The following is a 13709-nucleotide window of genomic DNA, read 5'->3' as shown; positions in this document are numbered from 1 at the left end:
GCACACGCACCAGCCACTTCGCACGACTTCGCCCCGCCGACCAGACGGCCGACGGGGCGAAGAAGGCGTAAGACCCCGGATTAACCAACAGCATCACGGAGTCACGGGGCCCTTCTTCCGTCAGCACCGACGTCAGGGCAGCGCCGGTGCCTGGGAGCGGCGCCGGGGGGTTGCGCCGCTTGCCATGAACCGCCCTCGAACGCCCCGGTCGGCGCCCTGGCACACGCGGGGCGCACGGCAGGCCTCGACCTCTGGCGATCGGGCAGTGCCACTGCCATGCACTGCAGTTGTCTGCGGCGGTACTCGGAGGTTCGGGAAGGACTTTCGGGGGTGGGACTTGGGGCTTGTACGCATCGTGCTGGACAGCCGCGGCCATCGCAACCGTTTCACCCGGCATTGTGCATTTTTGCAATTTCCGCCGGTCGGCTCCGGGCGTCCCCGGAGCCGACCGTTCTCTTGGGTGACCGGGCTGCTGTCCCCTGCCGTCCGGTCACTTCCCTGGAGCGAGGTCCCACGACGCACGGCACGATCCGTACGCCTCATCGCTCCAACAAGCCACGCGTGGTCTTTCGGGCCCGCCCCTGGCTGGCACGGACACCGGGACCAACGAAGCGGCTCGAGCGGCGGTCACGCGCCGTACGGGTGAGAACGGGCCCGAACTCAGATACGACCCCGGCACAGCTCGAGGAGCAGCATCGCGAGAGACGTGCCGGGCTTGCCCAGCGCCTCCCTGTAGTGGCCGAGGATCTCCATCTCGCGGGAGAGGTTCACGCGCCGGCCGCCGGAGGCGATCCGGGCCTCCTGGATGACGGCGGAGACGGCCATCCGTTCCTGGACGAGACCGATGATCCGGTCGTCGAGGGCGTCGATGCGCTCACGGGCACCGGTGATCACGTCGGCGGCCTCGTCGGTACGGGCGCCGGTCTTGTCGAGTACGTCGGCCATGGTGGGCTCCTCATCGGTTCGGGTGCGGTGTGGTGCCCCGGAGCGGCAGGACCCGGAAACGCCAGACGCCCCGGGCCTTGTCGGCCCGGGGCGCCTGGGAAGTCGCTTGTCAGTTGATCAAGCAGCACGACCATGGCAGCCGGTGGGCCGGTTGCCATAGGTAAAGAGGAAGGTCGTGTGCGTGAGCATGGGCTCAGTATGCCACGGCGCCTTTTGCCCGACCGAGTCGTGTGGTGGAGCACACAGGCCGGGGTCCGGGGCGGAGCTCCCGGTACACGGGAGGTGACCCACTCGCACCCCGGTAGAATTGGTGGCGAGACCCCCCGCCCAGCCGCCGGAAGGCAACCCGTGTCATCAGCGACTCCCGCTGCCGCCGCCCCCGACACCGTCCTGGTCGTCGACTTCGGCGCGCAGTACGCCCAGCTCATCGCCCGCCGCGTCCGCGAGGCCCGGGTCTACAGCGAGATCGTGCCGAGCACCATGCCGGTCGCGGAGATGCTCGCCAAGAACCCGGCGGCGATCATCCTCTCCGGCGGGCCCTCGTCGGTCTACCAGGAGGGCGCCCCGACCGTCGACCGCTCCCTCTTCGAGGCCGGCGTCCCGGTCTTCGGCATGTGCTACGGCTTCCAGCTGATGGCGACGAGCCTCGGCGGCACGGTCGACAACACCGGCGCCCGTGAGTACGGCCGTACGCCCCTGCACGTCAGCAAGCCCGGCTCGACCCTCTTCGAGGGCACCCCGGACGAGCAGTCGGTGTGGATGTCGCACGGCGACGCCTGCTCCGCCGCTCCCGAGGGCTTCACCGTCTCGGCCTCCACGGACGTCGTCCCGGTCGCCGCGTTCGAGAACGACGAGAAGAAGCTGTACGGCGTCCAGTACCACCCCGAGGTGATGCATTCCACGCACGGCCAGCTGGTGCTGGAGCACTTCCTCTACCGTGGCGCGGGCCTCACCCCCTCCTGGACCACCGGCAACGTGATCGAGGAGCAGGTCGCCGCGATCCGCGAGCAGGTCGGCGACAAGCGCGCCATCTGTGGCCTGTCCGGCGGCGTGGACTCCGCCGTGGCGGCCGCCCTCGTGCAGAAGGCCATCGGCTCCCAGCTGACCTGCGTGTACGTCGACCACGGCCTGATGCGCAAGGGCGAGAGCGAGCAGGTCGAGAAGGACTTCGTGGCCTCGACCGGCGTGCAGCTGAAGGTCGTGGACGCGGAGGAGCGGTTCCTCAACGCGCTCGAGGGCGTCTCGGACCCCGAGGAGAAGCGGAAGATCATCGGCCGCGAGTTCATCCGGGTCTTCGAGCAGGCCCAGGCGGAGATCATCGCGGACGAGGGCCCCGAGGTCGCCTTCCTGGTGCAGGGCACGCTCTACCCGGACGTGGTCGAGTCCGGTGGCGGCACCGGCACCGCGAACATCAAGTCCCACCACAATGTGGGCGGCCTCCCCGAGGACCTGGAGTTCCAGCTCATCGAGCCGCTCCGCAAGCTCTTCAAGGACGAGGTGCGGATGGTCGGCCAGGAGCTCGGCCTCCCGGACGAGATCGTCCAGCGCCAGCCCTTCCCCGGCCCCGGCCTCGGCATCCGTATCGTCGGCGAGGTCACCAAGGACCGTCTCGACCTCCTCCGCGAGGCCGACGCCATCGCCCGCGAGGAGCTGACGGCGGCCGGCCTCGACCGTGACATCTGGCAGTGCCCGGTGGTCCTGCTCGCGGACGTCCGCAGCGTCGGCGTCCAGGGCGACGGCCGCACCTACGGCCACCCGATCGTCCTGCGCCCGGTCTCCTCCGAGGACGCGATGACCGCCGACTGGTCCCGCCTCCCGTACGAGGTCCTCGGGAAGATCTCCACCCGCATCACGAACGAGGTCCGCGACGTCAACCGAGTCGTCCTCGACGTGACCTCGAAGCCCCCGGGCACCATCGAGTGGGAGTAACCCCCTTTACGGGGTTCAGGTCCGCTTGAGAGCCCGCACCGGCTCTCCGGGCTGCCAGACCTCGACGACCAGATACGTGTCGTCCTCGACGTAGGTCCGTACGACCTCCGTCAGCTCGGTGCGGAAGAGGTGGAACGGCTGCGGCGGTTCCACCTCTTTCACGTACGCGCCCTTCGTCGCGGGGTCGTCCACCTCGATCGCCCGGCCGCTGATCCGCACGTCCCCGCCGCCCATCCCGGTGCCCTCCCCGGGGTTCGCCTGGAGCGCGAAGCGCGGGTCGCGGCGCAGGTCGAGCGCCTTGAGCGAGCCCGGCATCATGCCGAGCCACAGTTCGCCGTTCAGGAAGCGCACCTCGAGGCCACTGGTGCGCGGGGAGCCGTCCTGGCGCAGGGTCGCGAGGACGTGATGAGTGAAGGCGCCGAACCGCTCTTCGACGGTTCTGGCGAGATCGGGTTCCGCCGCGGAGAAATCTGCCCAGTTCATACAGGCAGTCTTCCCCGGATACCGGACACGTGCTGTCGGGTATCCGGGTAAACGCGACCCGGCCTGCGCGGTGCCGAATTTCTGTTGCGCACGTCATCTTTGCATAACATCCCTGTTCTCCTGCGCTGACCGAGGGTAACTTCCGCCCCGTAAAGCAACTCAGCGCTGGAGGACCTATGCACGGGCCCACCCCGCCCCTGCCCCTGCCCACCGACCAGCTGCAGTTCGCGATGCCGCCGATGCACGACTCGCTCGAGGACGAGCGTAGGCACCGCAAGGAGCGGCTGGCGGGCGCGCTGCGGATCTTCGGGCGGCTCGGCTTCGAGGACGGCGTCTCGGGGCACATCACCGCACGCGACCCAGAGTTCAGCGACTGCTTCTGGGTCAACCCGTTCGGCATGCCGTTCAAGCACGTCACGGTGAGCGACCTGGTGCTGGCCAACGAGGACGGGCAGGTGATCGAGGGCCGTTACCACGTGAACCAGGCCGCGTTCACCGTGCACTCCCAGGTCCACGCCGCCCGCCCCGACGTCGTCGCCGTCGCCCACTGCCATTCGGTGCACGGCCGCGCGCTGTCGGCGCTCGGTGACCTTCTGGACCCGATCACTCAGGAGAGCTGCGCCTTCTACGAAGATCACGCTCTTTACGACGCCTATACCGGCGTCGCCGTCGACGCCGAGGAGGGCCGGCGCATCGCGAGCGCGCTCGGCTCGCGCAAGGCGCTCGTCCTGCGCAACCACGGTCTGCTGACCGTGGGCGACTCGGTGGACGCGGCGGCCTGGTGGTTTTTGTCGATGGAACGATCCTGCCAGGTGCAGCTGATGGCGAAGGCCGCGGGCCGGCCGATGCTCATCGACCACAAGATGGCGGCGGCGACCAGGGAGCAGCTCGGCGGCGACCTGGTGGCATGGATCAACTACCAGCCGATGTGGCAGGACATCAGCCGGAGCGAACCGGACCTGCTGAGCTAGCGATCCAGGTTGAGCTAGCGATCCTGCTGGAACCCGCTGAGTACGGCCGCCTTGGTCATCGCGAACTCCTCGTCCGTGAGGACCCCGTCCCGGTGCAGTTCGCCCAGCTCCCGCAACCGGCGCAGGAGCACGTCGTGGTGGTCGGGCGGGGGCGGGACGGCGGGCTCCGGATGCCGGGGGCGGCCGACGTGACGGTCGGTATACGTGCCGCCCGTGCGGGTGGAAGGGTGCGGCAGCCGGGCGGTGACCGCGGTCGCGACGAGCGCGGTGAGCAGGTCGCGGCGGGCGCTGCCCCACAGGTCCAGGGCGTACGGGTCCTTTTCGGGCGGCAGCTTGGAGAACGCCGTCTCGCGCGTGACGAAGCGCAGGAAGCCCTCCTCGTAGCCGGAGTTGGGCAGCCACTCGACGTCGACGAGATCGCCCACGCCGATGATCCGCGGCCCGGTGGCCCGCTTGACCCGGTCGGAGGTGTCGGACCAGTCGATACGCACCTGGCCGCCGTCGAACGACACCGTCCCGTCGGAAGACCGCACCGAGACCGGAACCGGCGGCCCGGGCAGCAGATAGGCCTTGGACGGCTCCTTGGGGACCTCGTCGAGCAGCAGCGCGTGCCGGATCTCCTCGGCCACGTACTCGGCGACCCCGGAACGGTCGATGTCCACCGCCAGCCGGTATGGATCCGCCGCGTCAGGCAGCCTGCCCCCCGTCGCCTGGAGCAGCGGATCGGCCCCCTCGCGCAGCCGCATACGCAGCCGGCCGCGCTTGCGTTCCGGCTCGTAGACGACACCCGCGACCGCTTCGAGCGGCACCGCGACCTCCCCGTACGTCTGCCGGAACAGCGGCACGGAGCGGTGGAGTCCCGGCGTGATCCGGACCGTTGTGCCGTCGAAGGCCCAGGTCCCGTCACGCTGGATGATCTCGGCCATACGGAAATTCTCGCAGCCAGGTCAACACGGTCGTCCGCGCTTCACCCGCTCTGACCAGACCTGCCGGACACACACCGTGTGCCGTAGGGCACAATTCGCTGTCGTCGCGGGGGAGTTGTTCGAAGACCCGCGGCGGTGTCCGGGCTCTGCGGAGAGCCGCCGGTCGGTTGATTGTGGTCGTGGGAAGGCGGGCGTCGGGCGTGGCGGTGCAGGAGGCGAGACAGGGCGCGGAAACGGGCGCGCACGCGGGCGGCTGCACCTGCGGGGACTGCCCGCACGGGGTCCGTGAGGGGCATCGGCGCGCGGTCGCCGAATTCCTGCTGAAGCGGGACGAGTTCGCCGCCGGGCAAGGTCTGCCGACGGCGGTCGCGCACTCGGCCTCGGCCTCCCGCCAGTGGGTCTCGGAGGAACTGACGCAGTCCGCGGAAGCCGTCGCCGAACGCGGCCGCGCCGAGGGCGGGGCCTGGCTGGCCCGGCTGTGGCGCCGCACCGCCTGCACCGTGTGGGCGACGGTCGTCGCGCTGCTGCTGGCACAGTCGCTGACGGCGATCGGCGCGGGCTGGACGACGGCCCGCACGGCCGGACTGCTGGCGGCACTGGTGGTGGCCGGTGCGCTGACCGCCGCGTCGTGGTTCCACCGGGCGCGCGGCGGGGCGCTGGCCCCCGTCATCGGCGACGACAACCGCCTGTCCACCTCACGTGCGGTGGCCGCGGCCTGGGTGCTGTTCGTGGCCTACGCCGTCCTCGTGCTGGTGGGCCGGCTGGCCGCGGCCTCCGGCCACGCCGAGCGCGACGCGCTGATCTCCGGTTTCGAAATCGCCCGCGGGGCGGGTGTCGTGACCGTACTCGCCGTGGTGTGCGGGATCGCGGTACTGGTGCGGCGGGTCGTCGGCCTGCGAGTGCTGGGACAGAAGCTGCAGAAGGTGCGTGCGTATCGCCCACGCGCGGCCGACCTGCTGACCGACGACGCCGGGCGCGGCACCTTCGCCGACATCCAGTACGTCGTGATCAGCGCGGTCGCCCTGCTGTTCGCCGCGGTACGGCTGGCCCGCCGCCCCGACCAACTGCCCGACCTGCCCTGGGGCCTCGCCGTGGTGGTCCTGGTGTCGGCCGCGACCTACCTGGCCGGCAAGTACGCCGAGGGTGGCCGCCCGGTGATCCTCTCCGTCGTACGGTCCCGTGAGGCCGGCGACCTGGACGCCCCCATCCGCACGGGCGACGACATCGAGATCCGCGGGGCCGGCTTCGTACCGCCGGGCGCCCAGGGTGCCGACCGGCTGTCCCGGATGGTCGTCCGCATCGGCCCGGTCCACGTCCACGTCCCCCTGGTCCCGGTCACCGGTGGCTTCAGCAACCCCACGGACGCTCTCCTCACCGTGCCCGTCCCGGCGGACGTGGAACCGGGGCGGGTGGAGGTACAGGTGGTCACCGCCGCCGGGGTGGAGACCAACCGGTACGAGATCGACGTGACGGACTGAGGGCTGATGGACTGAGAGCTGGCTGATGGACTGAGGGCTGACGGGCTGCCAGGTGGGGGGCGGCCCGGCGGGCGCGGCGGCCGGGTGTGCCGCTGGGGTGGAAACCGGGAAACGGCGGCGACGGGGTTGAGCCGGACGCCCGTTTCGTACGTATGGTCTGTCGAGGGGCCACGTCACCGCGGCGAGAGGCGGCTACGAGCGATGACTCACGGCATTCGTACGGACACGCATTCCTCTTATTTCGACAGCGGCCGATCCTGGCGGGACACCGTCGGCCGCTATGCCCTGCTCCCACTCCGCGTCTTCCTCGGCGTCACCTTCATCTACGCCGGGCTCGACAAACTCACCGACAGCGCCTTCATGAAGGCCTCCGGCGCGGGCTCGATCGGCGACACGATGCGCGCCGTCCGCGACTCCTCGGCCATCCCGGCCCTGGTCGACCTTGCTCTGAAAAGCCCTGTCGGCTTCGGCTACACCATCGCCTTCGGTGAACTCGCCGTCGGCATCGGCACCCTGCTGGGCCTCCTGTCACGCCTCGCCGCACTCGGCGGCGCACTGATCTCCCTCAGCCTCTGGCTGACCGTGAGCTGGTCCACCGACCCCTACTACTTCGGCAACGACCTCGCCTACCTGATGGCCTGGCTGCCCCTGGTCCTCGCGGGCGCCCCCATGTTCTCCCTGGACGCCGCCCTGCGCGCACGGCGGCGACGAGGTGGCGGGTACCGGTAGCCGGCGGCCGGCAGTTGGTCGGCTGCTCGCGACCGCCTGCCGGCACGGAAACAGGCTGCCGGCAGGCGCCGCGCCCGGTCAGACCGGAGTCTCCGGCCGTGTCTCCCCGTTGAGGCTCCGGTCCCGGCCACGGTGTCGGCGTATGCCCTTGGCCAGGACCCCGACGGCACCTGCCAGGCAGAGGCCGCCCACGACCAGCGGGATCATCACAAACCACGGGGTGTCCCAGACCCCGCCCGCGTCACCGGCGTACGCGGTGCCCGCGATGATCAGGAAGACCCCGGCGACCAGCTTCCCCGGCTGGAACTCATGACGCAGCACGCGTCACCTCCGCCTGCCCCACGCCCACCTGGAGATCCAGGTCGAGCGTGCCGGAATTCGTGCCGCCCGACGCCGGGGGCAGGGTCACCTGCTTGTGCTTGCCCGGTTCCACGTCCACGTCATTTGCCTCGTCACCCGGCAACTGAATGTCCCCCATCCCTACGTCGATGTTCAGCTTCACGGTCACGTCCGGCGGCAGGATCACCCGCAGCCGGCCCACCCCGACACTGGCGTCCGTCGACACCGTCCGGCCTTCGGCCAGGTCCAGCCGGGACAGGTCCAGGGTCCCGACGCCGTTCCCGAGGCCGTACTTCTGTTGGACATCCGCCGCCGCGGCGGGCCGCCACGTCGTGCGTATCCAATGCGTGCCGATGTCCTTGGGGAGAGCCGTCGCCCCCGCGAGCAGGGCAGCCGTGACGACCGCCAGGAAGACCGACCCCGCCCCCGTACGGCCCAGGACCGCACTGACCGCGATGCCCCCACCGAACACGAGGAGCGCACAGGCCAGTCCCGTCTGCAGACTCGTCCCGAGTGGCTGGTCCTGCCAGGTCAGGCCGGTGCCGAGACCACCCGCGACCAGGGCGAACAGGAAGATCCGGCCGCCGATCCAGCGAGGCCCGCGCGGCCTGGGCTGCCGGGCGTCGGGGGTATGTATGTCGGCGTGGCTGCTTCCGTGGGCGCCGAGGCTGATGTTGACGGCCGCCGCGATGTCGCGCTCGCGCGAGTCCCGGGGTCCCCAGAGATAGCCCGTGCCACCGACATGCGTCCCGTCCTTGACGATCGGGTCGCGCCACCACGACGGGTAGGCGGTCGGGATCGGTGGGGCCTGAGCCTCCGGTGGTGCGTCGGCCACGGCCTGGGCGGCCAACGGATCGGGGTCGGAGGCGCCCCGCCGCTGCGACCAGTACCCCGCACCCGCGAGGAGGAAGGAGAGGACGACGGCGAAGGCCAGCACCCCGCCGTTGTTCAACATCGACAGGAACACCCCGCAGCCGACCAGCGCGAACAGCACGGCGGCCAGCGCCTGGCCGTCGACACGGCCGGTCAGGAGCTTGCGCACCTCGTTCGCCTCCTCGTCCTCGTACGGGACCAAGAGCCAGGCGAAGCCGTAGAAGATCAGGCCGATGCCGCCGGTCGCGGCGAGCACCGCGAGCGTGATCCGGAAGATCACCGGATCCATGTCGAAGTGCCGCCCGAGCCCGGAGCACACCCCGGCGAGCGTCTTGTACCGCCGATCACGCCGGAGTCCATGGGGCGTCCGGGACGCCTCGGCACCGTCGGACGCCCCGGCTTCCGGGGGTCTTTCGGCGTCCGTGCCTTTCCCGGCTCCGCCGCCCGGAGGCGGTTCCCCGGCCCTCCCCGTCAAGCCGGCCATCACCGCCTCCTCGGCCACGCTCGTCCCTTCACCCGCTCCCGCCCGCTCGTGTGCGCGCGGTTCCTCACCTGCGGTGGCCGCGTCGGCGTGCGCGCCGGACGAGGCGTTCTCGTCGGGCACGGCGTCCGCGGCGTGCTGGTGATCAGTCATGAGTCCATGGTGACGGGCGAGCCGCCGCCGCGGCAGTCGGGATGACCCTGGACCGACCCTGATATCGGCCCTGAGCCGCGGCGGGGAAGCGTTCGACGGACCGCGAACCGGAACCGTGCGACGGAACCGCGAGCCGGAACCGTGCGACGGAACCGCGAGACGGAACCGCGAGCCGGCTCGCGAGACGCCCCGTGCGATGGGCTCGCGAGACGCCCCGCCCGGACGGTCCCGCGAGACACCACGTGATGGACCGTGAGACGGACCCGTCAGACGACGGACCCGCGAATCGTGCCCGCGAAACGACGGACCCGCGAAACGGACCCGCGAAACGGGCCGCCAGTCCGGCCTGCCCGGGATCCGTGCCGGAGATCAGGGGAGTCTCGGGGCTCGACCCTGATGCCCTGGTCCGCCGTCCGTGTGACCATCATTGGCATGCCGGAAGCCGCAACAGCGCCACTCGTCGAACCGCGGCCCCCGCGCAAGCTCTACCGCAGCAGCGATGGACGCTGGCTCGGAGGCGTGGCGCGGGGGCTCGCAGGGCATCTCGGGCTGCCCGTGATCTGGGTGCGGCTCGTCTTCGTCGGCCTGTTCATGGCCGACGGCCTCGGCGCCCTGCTGTACGCCGCGTTCTGGTTCTTCGTCCCCCTCGGCGTGGGCGGCGTGGGCGACCAGAAGCCCCCGTCCCTCGTCAGCGCCGAGACCTCCCCCGACGGCCGCCGCAGACTCATCGCCCGCAAACCGGACAAGGGGCAGATCGTCGCTCTGCTGCTCATGGTCGCCGTGGCCATGGTCTTCGTCAGCAGTGTGAACCTGGGCAGCGGCGCCAAGGCGTATCTTCTGCCGGCCGTCCTGGTCGGCGCGGGCGTCGCTCTTGTCTGGCGCCAGGCGGACAACGCCCGGCGGGCTCGCTGGGTCGAGGTCGGGCGCCGCCGTCGCACGCTGAGCCTGCTGCGTGCCGTGGGTGGCGTGCTGCTGGTCACCGCGGGTGTCTCCGGCATCTTCGTGCTCCAGGGCTCCGCCGCCCACCTCGGCTCGGTGCTCCAGGCGGCCCTCGCGGTCCTCGTCGGCATAACGCTCCTCGCGGGGCCCTACCTCGTCCGCATGACCCAGGATCTCTCCGAGGAGCGCCTGATGCGCATCCGCGCCCAGGAGCGTGCGGAGGTCGCCGCCCACGTCCACGACTCGGTGCTGCACACCCTGACCCTGATCCAGCGCAACGCGGAGAACGCGAACGAGGTGCGTCGGCTCGCCCGCGCCCAGGAGCGCGACCTGCGCACCTGGCTCTACAAGCCCGAGGGCACCGGCAAGGACGAGGCCGACGAGCCGACCACCCTCGCCGACGCGGTGCGGCGCAACGCCGCCGAGGTAGAGGACAAGCACGGCGTCCCCATCGAGGTCGTGGTCGTCGGCGACTGCCCGCTCGACGAGAGGACCGGCGCGCAGATGCAGGCCGCGCGGGAAGCAATGGTGAACGCCGCCAAGTACGGTGGCGAGGGCGGCGCCGTACAGGTCTACGCCGAAGTCGAGGGGAAGACGGTCTTCGTGTCCGTCCGGGACCGCGGTCCCGGCTTCGACCTCGAGTCGATACCCACCGACCGCATGGGCGTCAGAGAATCGATCATCGGCCGTATGGAGCGTCACGGCGGCACGGCCCGGCTGCGGGCGGTGCCCAGCGGCGGCACGGAGGTCGAGCTGGAGATGGAGAGGGCGGAGAAGACGTCATGAGCGACCCGACCGAGGCGAACGGTACTGCGGGGGCGGAACAGCAGGCGGCCGGGCGCCACGTGCGCGTGGTTCTCGTCGACGACCACCGCATGTTCCGTACAGGTGTACAGGCCGAGATCGGACGGACCGACGAGACCGGTGTCGAGGTCGTCGGCGAGGCCGCGGACGTCGACCAGGCGGTCACGGTCATCACCGCGACGCGGCCCGAGGTGGTCCTCCTCGACGTCCATCTCCCGGGCGGTGGCGGGGTCGAAGTGCTGCGCCGCTGCGCCCCGTTGATGTCCGACGCCGAGCAACCCGTCCGCTTCCTCGCCCTGTCCGTCTCGGACGCGGCGGAGGACGTGATCGGCGTGATCCGTGGCGGCGCGCGGGGATACGTGACGAAGACGATCACCGGCACCGATCTGGTCGACTCCGTTTTCCGTGTCCAGGAGGGCGATGCGGTCTTCTCCCCGCGACTGGCCGGCTTCGTCCTCGACGCCTTCGCCTCCACCGACGCCCCGCCGGTCGACGAGGACCTCGACCGCCTCACCCAGCGCGAACGCGAGGTGCTGCGGCTCATCGCCCGCGGTTACGCCTACAAGGAGATCGCCAAGCAGCTCTTCATCTCGGTGAAGACGGTCGAGTCCCATGTCTCGGCCGTCCTCAGGAAGCTCCAGCTCTCCAACCGGCATGAGCTCACCCGGTGGGCGACGGCGCGCCGGCTGGTGTGAGCTGCGGGCGCCGCGGCTGCGGAGGCGATGTCCAGCGGCGCCCCGGCGCCGGCCCCAGCACCCGCAGCGCCCACCGGTAGTGCCGTACCGCCTTCACCACGCCGATCACGCCCGCCAGCCACAGGATCGCGCCGATGCCCATCCCGAGTGCGACATCGCTGTAGGCCGAGCGGCCGAGCGGCCGAGCGGCCGAGCGGCCGGGCTCCGCGCCCGCCGCGGCGGGGCGGCGGCGCGGCAGCATGGACCGGGACATGGGACCCTCTCGGACGGCGCCGGGACGGCGGCGGAACTGCGGACGGCGTACGGGCGGCCCACTGCCGCTTCGCGCGCCGACGCCACTGTGCCGCCGTGCTCATGCCAGTCCCGGCGCCGCCCCGCCCGGCCTCATCAGGCCATCCCCGAGCGGCTCTTGACCCCTTTGGCCTCCTTGCCCCTGACTCCCTCGGGGCCCTTGACGTTCATTGATGTCCCTTGATGTCCGTTCCCGTCCCCTCGCGGCCACATCACGCCACCCGCGTGGCTCCCGCGAACGGCATCTCGTCGATGGGCGCCAGCCGTACCGGTGCCGAGGGGTTCGGGGCGTGGATCATCTGTCCGTTGCCCACGTAGATGCCGACGTGAGTGATGCCCGAGTAGAAGAACACCAAGTCGCCCGGGAGCAGTTCGGAGCGGGAGACGCGGCGGCCCGCGTCGATCTGCGCATACGTCGTGCGCGGCAGGGAGATGCCGGCATCGCGGTACGCGGCCTGGGCGAGGCCCGAGCAGTCGAAGGCGTCCGGGCCGGTGGCGCCCCACACATAGGGGCTGCCGAGCTTCGAGTAGGCGTAGGAGACGGCCGCCGCCGCGCGGGAGTTGGGAGCCGATGCCGTCGCGGCCCCGGGCGCCTGAAGGCCGTCGCGTCCGGTCGCCGACGCCCGCGACGCCCGGCCCGTGCCGTCGGCGCCACCCAGTCGCGCGCGCTCCGCGGCCGTCAGCTGGGACAGCAGCTGACGTGCCGCGTCCAGCTTTCCGGTGATCGTCTGCTTGTGCCGCCGCAGCTCCGCCTGCCGCGATCTGAGCGAGGTCAGCTCGACACGCGCGGCCCCGCGCAACTGCTCGATCTCCCGCAGCTGCTTGCGTACGCGCGCGACGGCGCCCGCCTGCCGGTCGCCGGCCCGTTCGGCGAAGGCGGCGCCCTCGAGGTACTGGTCGGGGTTGTCGGAGAGCGCGAGTTGCAGCGCGGGGTCCATGCCGCCGTCGCGGTACTGCGCGGCAGCGACCGAACCCAGTGCGTCCCGCGCCGAGTTGAGCCGCTCCTCCCGGCGGGCCGCCTCGTCCTGCAACGTCTTCAGCCGCTCCTCGGCGGTCTGCGCCTTCTCCTTGGCACCGTTGTACTTCTCGGTGGCCGCCTCGGCCTCCTGGTACAGCTTGTCCACCTTGGCCTTGACCTGCGACGGTGTCAGATTCGGCTCGGCGTGTCCGGTCCCGTCGAAGGCCGTCGCGGTCGCCGCGCCCGCGAGGGCGAGCGTGGCGGCGGTACGGGCCGTATTGCCGCTGAGCGAGCGCTGGCGGGGCTTGCGGTGCGCTGCCACGTGGACTTGCACGTCCTTTCGTACGACCGCCCGGTCCGTACGACCGTCAGGCGGACGCGCGGCCGCCAGGGAGAGCGGACGCACGGCCGCCCGGAGGCGGTCTTCGCGTCCGGCGGCGGCCCGCACAGGGGGAGTGGGCCGCCGCCGGACCTTCTCGGCGGTGGTGTCCGACTGCCGCCCCTGGTCCGGGCGGCGGTGGGGAGCCGGTCACCTGGGGGAGGACGCTAGGCCTGTCTGTGTCGGCTTGGTAACGCCATGTGCGGAACTGGCGCGAGCGGACCGAGTGGTGACCTAAGGTGACCGTGATCCACACGCGGTGCCGTCAACTTCACGCAGTGTGATGACCGATGTCGGGATTCCTGGACCCATTCGGGTGACACGGTGCTATGGGGC

General features: G+C 71.1%; 12 protein-coding genes and 1 pseudogene. 6 read left to right on the top strand and 7 right to left on the bottom strand.

From position 1 onward, the window contains the following. Positions 1-660: 660 nt before the first annotated feature. A pseudogene (locus ACFY16_RS39060) lies at positions 661-969 on the bottom strand (chorismate mutase); the annotation flags it as partial. 324 nt (positions 970-1293) lie between these two features. Between ACFY16_RS39060 and guaA the strand changes: the two are divergent. After that, positions 1294-2874 carry a glutamine-hydrolyzing GMP synthase gene (guaA, locus tag ACFY16_RS39055; RefSeq protein WP_390651987.1) on the top strand — a complete coding sequence of 527 codons (1581 nt, stop codon included), beginning with the start codon at positions 1294-1296 and terminating at the stop codon, positions 2872-2874. Between the two features lie 15 nt (positions 2875-2889). On the opposite strand, the gene ACFY16_RS39050 is transcribed toward guaA, so the two are convergent. After that, positions 2890-3357: a pyridoxamine 5'-phosphate oxidase family protein gene (locus ACFY16_RS39050; protein ID WP_390651986.1), complete on the bottom strand. Its 468-nt coding sequence runs from the start codon at positions 3355-3357 to the stop codon at positions 2890-2892. Positions 3358-3533: 176 nt separating this feature from the next. Here ACFY16_RS39050 and ACFY16_RS39045 point away from each other — a divergent pair, with 176 nt between their 5' ends. Continuing rightward, a complete protein-coding gene (locus ACFY16_RS39045) occupies positions 3534-4328 on the top strand; it encodes a class II aldolase/adducin family protein (RefSeq protein WP_390651985.1) in 795 nt (264 codons plus the stop codon). A 14-nt stretch (positions 4329-4342) separates the two neighbouring features. On the opposite strand, the gene ACFY16_RS39040 is transcribed toward ACFY16_RS39045, so the two are convergent. Continuing rightward, entirely contained in the window at positions 4343-5254 is a 912-nt protein-coding gene (locus ACFY16_RS39040; RefSeq protein ID WP_390651984.1) for a DUF4429 domain-containing protein, read from the bottom strand. Between the two features lie 200 nt (positions 5255-5454). On the opposite strand from ACFY16_RS39040, the gene ACFY16_RS39035 reads away from it, so the two are divergent. Next, positions 5455-6732, top strand: a complete 1278-nt coding sequence (locus ACFY16_RS39035) for a hypothetical protein (RefSeq protein WP_390651983.1) — start codon at positions 5455-5457, stop codon at positions 6730-6732. A gap of 201 nt (positions 6733-6933) precedes the next feature. Beyond that, complete coding sequence (locus ACFY16_RS39030) at positions 6934-7461, top strand: DoxX family protein (protein WP_390651982.1); 528 nt, start codon at positions 6934-6936, stop codon at positions 7459-7461. Between the two features lie 78 nt (positions 7462-7539). Here the strand turns inward: ACFY16_RS39030 and ACFY16_RS39025 are convergent, their stop codons facing one another. Both ACFY16_RS39025 and ACFY16_RS39020 read right to left on the bottom strand, forming a co-directional pair. Further along, complete coding sequence (locus tag ACFY16_RS39025; protein ID WP_390651981.1) at positions 7540-7782, bottom strand: hypothetical protein; 243 nt, start codon at positions 7780-7782, stop codon at positions 7540-7542. Next, entirely contained in the window at positions 7769-9307 is a 1539-nt protein-coding gene (locus tag ACFY16_RS39020; RefSeq protein ID WP_390651980.1) for a PspC domain-containing protein, read from the bottom strand. The genes ACFY16_RS39025 and ACFY16_RS39020 overlap by 14 nt, the downstream gene beginning before the upstream one ends. A gap of 396 nt (positions 9308-9703) precedes the next feature. Here ACFY16_RS39020 and ACFY16_RS39015 point away from each other — a divergent pair, with 396 nt between their 5' ends. Further along, on the top strand, positions 9704-11032 hold the full coding sequence (locus ACFY16_RS39015; protein ID WP_390651979.1) for a PspC domain-containing protein: 1329 nt from the start codon (positions 9704-9706) through the stop codon (positions 11030-11032). Next, a complete protein-coding gene (locus ACFY16_RS39010) occupies positions 11029-11745 on the top strand; it encodes a LuxR C-terminal-related transcriptional regulator (protein WP_390651978.1) in 717 nt (238 codons plus the stop codon). The genes ACFY16_RS39015 and ACFY16_RS39010 overlap by 4 nt, the downstream gene beginning before the upstream one ends. Here the strand turns inward: ACFY16_RS39010 and ACFY16_RS39005 are convergent. Together ACFY16_RS39005 and ACFY16_RS39000 are read right to left on the bottom strand one after the other, a co-directional pair. Further along, the gene (locus tag ACFY16_RS39005; RefSeq protein WP_390651977.1) at positions 11711-11998 is read right to left on the bottom strand and encodes a hypothetical protein; all 288 of its coding nucleotides are present in this window, start codon (positions 11996-11998) and stop codon (positions 11711-11713) included. The genes ACFY16_RS39010 and ACFY16_RS39005 overlap by 35 nt on opposite strands. A 250-nt stretch (positions 11999-12248) precedes the next feature. Further along, positions 12249-13316, bottom strand: coding sequence for an NlpC/P60 family protein (locus tag ACFY16_RS39000; RefSeq protein WP_390651976.1), 1068 nt, complete (start codon positions 13314-13316; stop codon positions 12249-12251). Between the last annotated feature and the right edge of the window lie 393 nt (positions 13317-13709).

The sequence above is a fragment of the Streptomyces sp. NPDC001315 genome, assembly GCF_042896175.1.
Lineage (GTDB): Bacteria > Actinomycetota > Actinomycetes > Streptomycetales > Streptomycetaceae > Streptomyces.
This window is presented reverse-complemented; position numbering and strand designations above follow the sequence as displayed.